The organism is Pseudomonas sp. HMSC066A08 (genome assembly GCF_001813025.1).
Lineage (GTDB): Bacteria > Pseudomonadota > Gammaproteobacteria > Pseudomonadales > Pseudomonadaceae > Pseudomonas > Pseudomonas aeruginosa.
Genome location: NZ_KV811269.1, coordinates 53,752 through 64,022, shown reverse-complemented (window position 1 = coordinate 64,022; position 10,271 = coordinate 53,752). Strand labels below are relative to the sequence as shown.

General features: G+C 68.5%; 10 protein-coding genes. 9 read left to right on the top strand and 1 reads right to left on the bottom strand.

Annotation, left to right across the window (positions count from 1 at the left end):
• Positions 1-392: 392 nt before the first annotated feature.
• The 8 genes from pqqA to HMPREF2886_RS04830 all read left to right on the top strand — a co-directional run bounded on the left by pqqA (position 393) and on the right by HMPREF2886_RS04830 (position 8,350).
• Positions 393-464 (top strand): pyrroloquinoline quinone precursor peptide PqqA, encoded by a 72-nt coding sequence (gene pqqA / locus HMPREF2886_RS04865; protein WP_003106462.1) that lies wholly within the window; start codon positions 393-395, stop codon positions 462-464.
• Between the two features lie 52 nt (positions 465-516).
• Positions 517-1,431, top strand: a complete 915-nt coding sequence (pqqB, locus tag HMPREF2886_RS04860; RefSeq protein WP_033972418.1) for a pyrroloquinoline quinone biosynthesis protein PqqB — start codon at positions 517-519, stop codon at positions 1,429-1,431.
• A gap of 9 nt (positions 1,432-1,440) precedes the next feature.
• Complete coding sequence (pqqC, locus tag HMPREF2886_RS04855) at positions 1,441-2,193, top strand: pyrroloquinoline-quinone synthase PqqC (protein WP_058178932.1); 753 nt, start codon at positions 1,441-1,443, stop codon at positions 2,191-2,193.
• Positions 2,190-2,468: a pyrroloquinoline quinone biosynthesis peptide chaperone PqqD gene (gene pqqD, locus HMPREF2886_RS04850; protein ID WP_003088542.1), complete on the top strand. Its 279-nt coding sequence runs from the start codon at positions 2,190-2,192 to the stop codon at positions 2,466-2,468. Before pqqC ends, pqqD begins: the two co-directional genes overlap by 4 nt.
• Positions 2,440-3,585, top strand: a complete 1,146-nt coding sequence (gene pqqE / locus HMPREF2886_RS04845) for a pyrroloquinoline quinone biosynthesis protein PqqE (RefSeq protein WP_003119136.1) — start codon at positions 2,440-2,442, stop codon at positions 3,583-3,585. Before pqqD ends, pqqE begins: the two co-directional genes overlap by 29 nt.
• 4 nt (positions 3,586-3,589) lie before the next feature.
• On the top strand, positions 3,590-5,416 hold the full coding sequence (locus HMPREF2886_RS04840) for an alpha/beta hydrolase family protein (protein WP_070746898.1): 1,827 nt from the start codon (positions 3,590-3,592) through the stop codon (positions 5,414-5,416).
• Between the two features lie 86 nt (positions 5,417-5,502).
• Positions 5,503-6,666: an alcohol dehydrogenase-like regulatory protein ErcA gene (gene ercA / locus HMPREF2886_RS04835; protein ID WP_003088548.1), complete on the top strand. Its 1,164-nt coding sequence runs from the start codon at positions 5,503-5,505 to the stop codon at positions 6,664-6,666.
• Positions 6,650-8,350, top strand: coding sequence for a hybrid sensor histidine kinase/response regulator (locus tag HMPREF2886_RS04830; RefSeq protein ID WP_033972421.1), 1,701 nt, complete (start codon positions 6,650-6,652; stop codon positions 8,348-8,350). Before ercA ends, HMPREF2886_RS04830 begins: the two co-directional genes overlap by 17 nt.
• Before the next feature lie 116 nt (positions 8,351-8,466).
• On the opposite strand, the gene HMPREF2886_RS34180 is transcribed toward HMPREF2886_RS04830, so the two are convergent.
• The gene (locus HMPREF2886_RS34180) at positions 8,467-8,691 is read right to left on the bottom strand and encodes a hypothetical protein (RefSeq protein ID WP_124133307.1); all 225 of its coding nucleotides are present in this window, start codon (positions 8,689-8,691) and stop codon (positions 8,467-8,469) included.
• A 101-nt stretch (positions 8,692-8,792) separates the two neighbouring features.
• Between HMPREF2886_RS34180 and HMPREF2886_RS04825 the strand changes: the two genes are divergently transcribed.
• Entirely contained in the window at positions 8,793-10,130 is a 1,338-nt protein-coding gene (locus tag HMPREF2886_RS04825; protein ID WP_070746896.1) for an MFS transporter, read from the top strand.
• The last annotated feature ends 141 nt before the right edge of the window (positions 10,131-10,271 follow it).

Here is a 10,271-nt window from a genome sequence, read left to right as displayed (position 1 = left end):
GTGAGCTACGACATCAACCCGCTGGGCTTCTTCTGAGCGGTCCTCAGCCGCCGCGGATCGCTCCGACCCGCGGCCTTTCCGCCAAGGCACCTGCGGGTGCGCTCGTCCCGCGTCCCGACGCGGCTTTCCCCATGGCGGGTTCTGGCGCGACGCGGCCCTGGCCGCGTCTTTTTTTCGCCTCGCCGCCGCCCCTGCATGGACTAGGCTTCTGCCCTGCACCAGGGCGAACCAGGGGGGCGCAACGGCGTTCTCCCGGCGAACCTTGGGCGGGACAGGCAGTCCCTACCAAATCAGGGGGAAAACTCCTTCGAAAGTCTCATTCGGAGCGAGCCCCGCTGATGTTTAACTCGACCTGCCGGAATCGCCCGGCCCCACCAGAGAGGATCGACCCCATGTGGACCAAGCCCAGCTTCACCGACCTGCGTCTCGGTTTCGAAGTGACCCTCTACTTCGCCAACCGCTGATCCGTTCGGCCCCGGTCTTCCGGGGCCTCCCTCCAGCCCGCGGGGCAGACCCATGCACATCCGTATTCTCGGTTCGGCCGCCGGCGGCGGCTTCCCCCAGTGGAACTGCAACTGCCGCAACTGTCGCGGGGTCCGCGACGGCAGCGTAGCGGCCCAGCCACGCACGCAATCCTCCATCGCCCTGTCCGACGACGGCGAGCGCTGGATCCTCTGCAACGCCTCGCCCGACATCCGCGCCCAGATCGCCGCCTTCCCGGCCCTGCAGCCGGCGCGTCGGCCGCGCGATACGGCGATCGGCGCGATCGTCCTGCTCGACAGCCAGATCGACCACACCACCGGCCTGCTCAGCCTGCGCGAAGGCTGCCCGCACGAAGTCTGGTGCACGCAGATGGTCCACCAGGACCTCAGCGAAGGCTTCCCGCTGTTCCCCATGCTTTCCCACTGGAACGGCGGCCTGCGCCACCGGCCGATCGCCCTCGATGGCGAGCCTTTCGCCATTCCGGCCTGTCCGCGCCTGCGCTTCACCGCGATCCCCCTGCGCAGCAGCGCGCCGCCGTATTCACCGCATCGCGGCGACCCGCATCCGGGCGACAACATCGGCCTGTTCGTCGAGGACCTCGATAGCGCCGGTACGCTGTTCTATGCGCCGGGCCTCGGCGAGGTGGACGAGGCGCTGCTCGAATGGATGCGCCGCGCCGACTGCCTGCTGGTGGACGGTACGCTCTGGCGCGATGACGAGATGCCGGTCTGCGAGGTCGGCGACAAGCTCGGCCGGCAGATGGGCCACCTGGCGCTGAGCGGGCCGGGCGGCATGCTCGAGGTGCTGGCGAAGGTGCCGGCCGCGCGCAAGGTACTCATCCATATCAACAATACCAATCCCATCCTCGACACCGCTTCGGCCGAACGCGCCGAACTGGATGCCAGCGGCATCGAAGTGGCCTGGGATGGCATGCACATCCAGCTTTAGGGGGCCAACATGAGCCGTGCCGCCATGGATCGCGCCGAATTCGAACGGGCGCTGCGCGACAAGGGACGCTACTACCATATCCACCATCCGTTCCATGTCGCGATGTACGAAGGCCGTGCCAGTCGCGAACAGATCCAGGGCTGGGTGGCGAACCGTTTCTACTACCAGGTCAACATCCCGCTGAAGGATGCGGCGATCCTGGCCAACTGTCCCGACCGCGAGGTCCGCCGCGAGTGGATCCAGCGTATCCTCGACCACGACGGCGCCCCCGGCGAGGCGGGCGGCATCGAGGCCTGGCTGCGTCTGGCGGAAGCGGTGGGCCTGGAGCGCGAACAGGTGCTGTCCGAGGAGCGGGTGCTGCCCGGCGTGCGCTTCGCCGTCGACGCCTACGTCAACTTCGCCCGTCGCGCCAGTTGGCAGGAGGCGGCGAGCAGTTCGCTGACCGAACTCTTCGCCCCGCAGATCCACCAGTCGCGGCTGGACAGCTGGCCGCGCCACTATCCGTGGATCGAGGCGGCCGGCTACGAGTATTTCCGCAGCCGCCTGGCCCAGGCCCGGCGCGACGTCGAGCACGGCCTGCGGATCACCCTGGAGCACTATCGGACCCGCGAGGCACAGGAACGCATGCTGGATATCCTGCAATTCAAGCTGGACGTGTTGTGGAGCATGCTCGACGCGATGAGCATGGCCTACGAACTCGAACGCCCGCCGTACCACACGGTGACCCACGAGCGGGTCTGGCATCGGGGGCTGGCATCATGAGCCTACCGTCGCTCGACAGCGTGCCGATGCTGCGCCGGGGCTTCCGCTTCCAGTTCGAACCGGCCCAGGACTGCCATGTGCTGCTCTACCCCGAAGGCATGGTCAAGCTCAACGACAGCGCCGGGGAAATCCTCAAGCTGGTCGATGGCCGCCGCGACGTGGCGGCCATCGTCGCGGCGCTGCGCGAGCGTTTCCCCGAAGTCCCCGGCATAGACGAAGACATCCTGGCGTTCCTCGAGGTGGCCCATGCGCAATTCTGGATCGAGCTGCAGTGAAAGCGTGGGGCCGCCGCTCTGGCTGCTGGCCGAGCTGACCTATCGCTGTCCGTTGCAGTGCCCGTACTGCTCGAACCCGCTGGAATTCGCCCGCGAGGGCGCCGAGCTGAGTACCGCGGAATGGATCGAGGTGTTCCGCCAGGCTCGCGAGCTGGGCGCCGCACAGCTCGGTTTCTCCGGCGGCGAGCCGCTGCTGCGCCAGGACCTCGCCGAACTGATCGAGGCAGGGCGCGGCCTGGGCTTCTACACCAACCTGATCACCTCCGGCATCGGTCTCGACGAGGCACGCCTGGCGCGCTTCGCCGAGGCCGGGCTGGACCACGTGCAGATCAGCTTCCAGGCCGCCGACGAAGAGGTGAACAACCTGCTCGCCGGCTCACGCAAGGCCTTCGCCCAGAAACTGGCGATGGCCCGCGCGGTGAAAGCCCATGGCTACCCGATGGTGCTCAACTTCGTCACCCACCGGCACAACATCGACAACATCGAGCGGATCATCCAGCTGTGCATCGAGCTGGAAGCCGATTACGTCGAACTCGCCACTTGCCAGTTCTACGGCTGGGCCGCGCTGAACCGTGCCGGGCTGCTGCCGACCCGCGCCCAACTGGAGCGCGCCGAGCGGATCACCGCCGAATACCGCCAACGGCTGGCCGCCGAAGGCAATCCGTGCAAGCTGATCTTCGTCACCCCCGACTACTACGAGGAGCGGCCGAAGGCCTGCATGGGCGGCTGGGCCAGCGTATTCCTCGACATCACCCCCGACGGCACCGCGCTGCCGTGTCACAGCGCGCGGCAATTACCGGTGCAGTTTCCCAACGTGCGCGAGCACAGCCTGCGCCACATCTGGTACGAATCGTTCGGCTTCAACCGTTACCGCGGCGACGCCTGGATGCCCGAGCCGTGCCGCTCCTGCGAGGAGAAGGAGAGGGACCACGGCGGCTGCCGCTGCCAGGCGTTCCTCCTCACCGGCGATGCCGACGCCACCGACCCGGTCTGCGCCAAGTCGGCACGGCACGATCTGATCCTCGCTGCCCGTCGCCAGGCCGAGGAGGCGCCGCTTGGCCTGGACGCGCTGACCTGGCGCAACCAGCGCGCGTCACGCCTGATCTGCAAGGCCTGAGGCAATGGTCGACTACGGCGACTGGCCGAGCGACTGGAGCGCCGAGCGCGCGGTGGCCGCCGGGCGCGATTTCAGCGAGTTGAAGGCGGCCCATGGCGGGCTGGCCTGGGTGGAATTCGATCCGGCCAGCGCGCGCTCGCGCCTGTACCTGTGGCGTGACGGCGTGCTGGAGGAGCCCACCGCGCCGGACGGCTCGGTGCGCAGCCGGGTCTACGAGTACGGTGGCGGCGCCTGCTGCGTGACGCTCGACGGGCTGGCCTGGGTCGACGAAACCGACCAGCAGGTACGCCGCTGGCGAGCGGGCCGTGCAGCCCAAGTGCTGGGCGGCGGGGCGCAGTGTCGCTACGGCGACCTGGCCTACGTGGATGCCTGGGATGCCCTGCTGGCGGTGGAAGAGAGCCATGAGCCGACCGGGGTCGTGCATCGCATCGTGCGCCTGGACGCCGATGGCGCGCGCCGGGTGCTGATCGAGGGTGCCGATTTCTACGCCGCGCCGCGTGCCGCCGGCCAGGGACGGCGGCTGGCCTGGATCGAATGGGACCGTCCGCACCAGCCCTGGACCGAGACCCGCCTGGGCCTGGCGGAGAATGGGCGTACGCGCTGCCTGGCCGGAGCCGGAGGCGGCGAGTCGATCCAGCAACCACGCTTCGATCCCGCCGGCCGCCTGCACTGGCTGAGCGACCGCGACGGCTGGTGGCGCCCCTGCGCCGAGGTAGCGTTGGCCGGCCGCTTCGCCGATGCCGACCACGCTGGCGCGCCCTGGCAACTGGGCGCTTGCAGCTACCTGCCGCTGGGAAAGGGAAGGCTGCTGCTCAGTCGCGTCGAGGCCGGCGGCGGGCAACTGTTCCTGCGCGAAGCGGACGGCAGCGAGCGGCGCCTGGCCGCGGACTGGAACCGGTTCGCCGGACTGGCCGCGGATGCCCGGGCGTTCTACTGCATCGCGGCGGCGGCCGGACGCCTGCCGGCGCTGCTGGCGATCCACCGCGACGACCTGCGTGTCGAGGTGCTGCGTGGCGGCGAGCGACCGCTGGCGGTGGACGACCTGTCGCATCCGCAGGCCTTCGTCTATGGGCTGGGCAACGGCGAAAACGGCCACGGTTTCTTCTATCCGCCGCGCAATGCCCGCCGCCGCGTCGATCCCCGACGTCCACCGCCGCTGCTGGTGTGGCTGCATGGCGGACCGACCTCGATGCATTCGCCGGCGTTCGATTCCGGCCTGCAGTTCTGGACCCAGCGCGGTTTCGCCGTGGCGGCGTTGAACTACCGTGGCAGCAGCGGCTACGGCCGCGCCTATCGGCAGCGCTTGCGCGGCCAGTGGGGGCGCCTGGAGTTGCGCGATATCGAGGCCGCGCTGGCGCAGCTGGACGCGGAGGGACGGATCGACCGCGCCCGGGTCTTCGTCCGTGGCGCCAGCGCCGGAGGCTACAGCGCGCTGCGCGCCCTGGCTTGCCTCGATGGCCTGCGCGGCGGCGCCAGTCTCTATGGGGTCAGCGATCCGTTGGCACTGGCGCGTTGCACCCACAAGTTCGAGGGCGACTACCTCGACTGGCTGATTGGCGACCCGCTGCGCCAGCGCCGTCGCTACCTGGCGCGCAGCCCGGTGCTTCAGGCCGGGCGTATCCGCGCGCCGGTGGTGTTCTTCCAGGGCGGGCTCGACGCGGTGGTGGTGCCGGAGCAGACCGAGGCGATGGTCGCCGGCCTGCGGCGCAGCGGCGTGCGCGCGGAGTGTCATCGCTATCCGCAGGAGCGCCACGGTTTCCGCCAGCCGGCCAATCGTGCCCATGCGCTGCTGGCGGAATGGCGCTTCTACCTGGGCTTGCTGGAGGATTGAAAGGACCCGCCAAGGTCGCATTGCAATAACCGACGAATACAGTAGGCTGCCGGCAATGTCCGATAACAATAAGAATGGTCTGTCAGATGAGCCACGACCTCAGCCAACTGCGTAAATTCGTCTCGCCCGAGATCATCTTCGGCGCCGGCTGCCGGCACAGCGTCGCCAACTACGTGAAGACCTTCGGTGCGCGCAAGGTCCTGCTGGTCTCCGACCCCGGCGTGCTCGCCGCCGGCTGGGTCGCCGACATCCAGGCAAGCCTGGAGGGGCAGGGCATCGACTATTGCCTGTATACCGACGTTTCGCCCAACCCCCGGGTCGACGAGGTGATGCTCGGCGCCGAGTTCTATCGCAGCGAGGGCTGCAACGTGATCGTCGCGGTGGGCGGCGGCAGCCCGATGGATTGCGCCAAGGGCATCGGCATCGTCGCCGCCCATGGCCGCAGCATCCTCGAGTTCGAAGGCGTCGACCGGCTGCGGGTGCCGAGTCCGCCGCTGATCCTGATCCCGACCACCGCCGGGACTTCGGCGGACGTCTCGCAGTTCGTGATCATTTCCAACCAGGACGAGCGCATGAAGTTCTCCGTGGTGAGCAAGGCGGTTGTGCCCGACGTCTCGCTGATCGACCCGGAAACCACGTTGACCATGGATCCCTTCCTTTCCGCCTGTACCGGCATCGATGCGCTGGTACACGCCATCGAGGCGTTCGTCTCCACCGGCCACGGGCCGCTGACCGATCCCCACGCGCTGGAAGCGATGCGCCTGATCGATGGCAACCTGGTACAGATGATCGCCAATCCCGGCGACATCGCCCTGCGCGAGAAGATCATGCTCGGGAGCATGCAGGCCGGGCTGGCCTTTTCCAACGCCATCCTCGGCGCGGTGCATGCCATGTCGCACAGCCTCGGCGGCTATCTCGACCTGCCCCACGGCCTGTGCAACGCGGCGCTGGTCGAACACGTGGTGGCGTTCAACTACAGCGCCGCGCCGGAACGCTTCAAGGTGATCGCCGAGACCTTCGGCATCGATTGCCGCGGCCTGACCCAGGGGCAGGTCCGCCAGCGCCTGGTGGACCACCTGATCGCCTTCAAGCACGCCGTGGGTTTCCACGAGAGCCTCGCCCTGCACGGGGTCGGCAGCTCCGACATTCCTTTCCTCTCGCGCCACGCGATGCAGGACCCGTGCATCCTTACCAACCCGCGCGAGTCGAGCCAGCGCGATGTCGAGGTGGTCTATGGCGAGGCCCTCTGAGCAGCAGCAGGAGGCCCTGGCCGGGTTACTCGGCCTGGGCAGCCACTCCGCGCGCAAGAGCCACTACCCGGAGCTGCTGGCGCGCCTGGAGGAGCTGGAGGCCGAGCGCAACCGCTACAAATGGCTGTTCGAGCACGCGGTGCACGGCATCTTCCAGGCCAGCCTCGGCCAGGGGCTGCGCGCCGCCAATCCGGCGCTGGCGCAGATGCTCGGCTACGACGATCCGCAACAGGTGCTCTGGTCGCTGGAGGACATGGCCGGGCAACTGTTCGTCGGCGGCGAGGCCGAAATGCGACGGATCCGCGCGCTGCTGCGCGAGCGCGGCGGCCTGTTCGGCTACGAGACGCGCCTCTGGCGCAGGGACGGCAGTCACATCGAGGTATTGATGAACCTGCTGCTCAGGCACGACGAGGAAGAATTGGTCGAAGGTTTCGTCGCCGACATCACCGAGCGGGTCCAGGCCCAGCAGCGCCTGCAGACCATGAACGAGGAGCTGGAGCGGCGGGTAGCCGAGCGCACCCACGAGCTGGAAGAGCTCAACCGCCAGTTGCGCCAGGCGCGCGACGCCGCCGAAGCCGCCAACCACAGCAAGGACAAGTACCTCGCCGCCGCCAGCCACGACCTGCTGCAACCGCTCAACGCGGCGCGGCTGCTGGTCGATACCCTGCGCGAGCGGGGCCTGCCGGCCGCCGAACTGCAACTGGTGGAGCGCACCCACCTGGCCCTGGAAGGCGCCGAGACCTTGCTCACCGACCTGCTGGAAATCGCCCGGCTCGACCAAAGCGCGATCCGTCCGGACCTGGACGACTATTCCCTCGACGAACTGCTCGCTCCGCTGGCCTCGGAGTTCGAGGAAGTCGCGCGTGCCGCCGGCCTGGCCCTGCGTGCGCGGATCCCGCGACTGGCAGTGCGCACCGACGCGCGCCTGCTGTCGCGGATCCTGCGCAACTTGCTCAGCAACGCCTGCCGCTACACCGAGCGCGGCAGCGTGCTGCTGGGTGCGCGCCGGCGTGGCGGCAAGGTACGCCTGGAGGTGTGGGACACTGGCCGGGGCATCCCCGCCGACCAGTTGCAGGCGATCTTCCTCGAGTTCAACCAACTGGACGCCGGGCGCGCTTCCGAGCGCCGTGGCGTCGGGCTCGGGCTGGCCATCGTCGACCGTATCGCCGGCATCCTCGGCTACCGCATCGAGGTGCATTCGACTCCAGGCCGAGGCTCGCTGTTCGCCATCGAGGTGCCGCTGGTCCGCAAGCCGGCGCGGCCAGCATCCGGCGAGGCGATTGCGCGGGTTTCGGCTGGTGATCCGCTGCCGGGAAGGCGGCTGCTGGTGGTGGACAACGAGACCGAGATTCTCTTCAGCATGTCCGCGCTGCTTGGCCAGTGGGGCTGCGAGGTGCTTACCGCCACCGACCTGGAAGGCGCGCGCAAGGCGCTCGATGGCCGCGCGCCGGATGCGATCCTGGTCGACTACCACCTGGACCACGGCGCTACCGGTTGCCAGTTGCTGGGCGCCTTGCGCGACGACTACGGCGCGGAGATCGCCGCGGTGATGATCACCGCCGACCGCAGCGACGATTGCCGCCGCGCGCTCGCCCGCCTGGGCGTGCCGCTGCTCAACAAGCCGCTGAAGCCCGGCAAGCTGCGCGCGGCCCTGAGCGCCTTGCTCGGCGAGGGCGCCGACTGAGCGGTGCCATCGTTCGCGCCACGCAGGTTTTCCCCGCCCCCGTCGCCAGGCTCTCCGGTACTGGCGAAGCGCGTCGCTGCAGCGGTCCTCCGGCTTCGCTTCAGGCAAGCGTTCTGTCAGTGCGTGCCGCCGTCGAACGGATCGAAGCTGTCAATTAAGCGGATAGACCCGCGTGGCCCGCCGGTCGCTAATGGTCGAGCATGCCGTGCCTGATCCGGCAGATCGAAAACAACAACCAGAACGAACCGGGGACAGTAACGATGAAGTTTCCATGCCGCCGTGGGAGCGCGCAGCCGCGCGCCAGGCATTACCAGCCGCGCAAGGTCGATCGCCGACTTCACGCGCAATCCGCTCCGGCGGAGTGGCGCCGGCTGTCAGGGAGGCGCGACGCGCGTGGTCGTCCAGGCCTGGCGTCGGCGCTTCCTCTCCGGGAGAAAGACGTATGACTCGCCAGACCCTGCGCGTCACCGATGTCATCGACGCCAGTCCGTTATCCGCCCTGCAGGTGCGCGTTCTGCTGTTGTGCTTCCTGGTCGTGCTGCTCGACGGTTTCGACATGGCCGTCATCGGCTACGTGGCGCCGGAACTGCTTCGCGACTGGAATATCGAGCGCGGCCAACTGGTCCCGGTGTTCGCCGCTGGCCTGTTCGGCATGTTGCTGGGCAACCTCGCCCTCGGGCCGCTCGCCGATCGCCACGGGCGCAAGAGGGTATTGCTGCTCAGTCTGACGATCAACGCCATTGGCACTCTGGCTTGCGCCTTCGCCGGTTCGCCGACCTGGCTGGCGATGTTGCGTTTCCTTACTGGCATCGGCATCGGAGGGGTTCTGCCGAACAGCATCACGTTGTGTTCGGAGTACTCGCCGGCGCGTCGGCGGACGCTGTTGGTCATGCTGAGCAATTCCGGTTTCACCCTCGGCCTGGCCATGGGCGGCTGGCTCGCCGCCGCGTTGCTGCCGTCGATCGGCTGGCAGGGTTTGCTGTTGCTGGGCGGCTTGGCGCCGTTGCTGTTGTTGCCGGTTCTGGCCCTGGGACTGCCGGAATCCATATCCTTCATGGCGGACCGAGCGGCCTATGCCGACAGGCTGCGCGCGGTGCTCGGGCAGATCGGCGGACGCCGCGCCTGGCATGCGGTACGCCTGGTCGGCGACGGTGCAACGCGGGGGGCGTCTTCGCCGGCTTCGATCCTGTTCCGCGATGGACACGGGCTGCGCACTCTGATGCTCTGGCTGAGCTTCTTTTGCTGCCTGCTGGTCTTCTACCTCCTGGCCAACTGGTTGCCGACGCTGCTGCACGAGCATGGCTACGAGCGGGCGCAGATCGCGAACATCGCCGCGATGGTGCCGTTCGGCGGAGTGCTCGGTGGAGTCTCCATGGCTCTGCTGATAGACCGCATGGGCGCGGCAAAGGTACTTCCGCCCCTGTGCCTGCTGGCCGCCGTCGCACTGGCGCTGGCCGGCGCGACGCTGGAGCAGGGAAGGGCGTTGCCGGCCATGGCGCTGGTCTTCCTGGTCGGCTTTACCCTGACCGGCACGTTGAACAACCTCGGTATCCTGGCGGCGACGCTCTATCCGAGCCAGGCCCGGGCAACCGGCGTCAGCTGGGCGCTGGGAGCGGGGCGGGTTGGCTCGATCATCGGCTCGCTGTCGGGTGCCTGGCTGCTCGCGGCGGCGGGAGGGTTGCAAGCGCTGTTCCAGTGCATCGCGCTGCCGGTCCTGTGCTCCGCGCTGGCGCTGCTGCTGATGGGCGGGCGTCGACCCTTGTCGCCGCTGCCGTGGTGACGCCAGTCGCAGGATGGACGGTTGCTGCCCGTTACGATGCGCGCCGATCCGCATCGGCGTCGTTCGCTGGTCGCATGTTGCGCTCCCGGGGTACGGCGCAGGCTGCTGGCCGATGCCCGCCAACTCGCCGCGAGTGCCTTT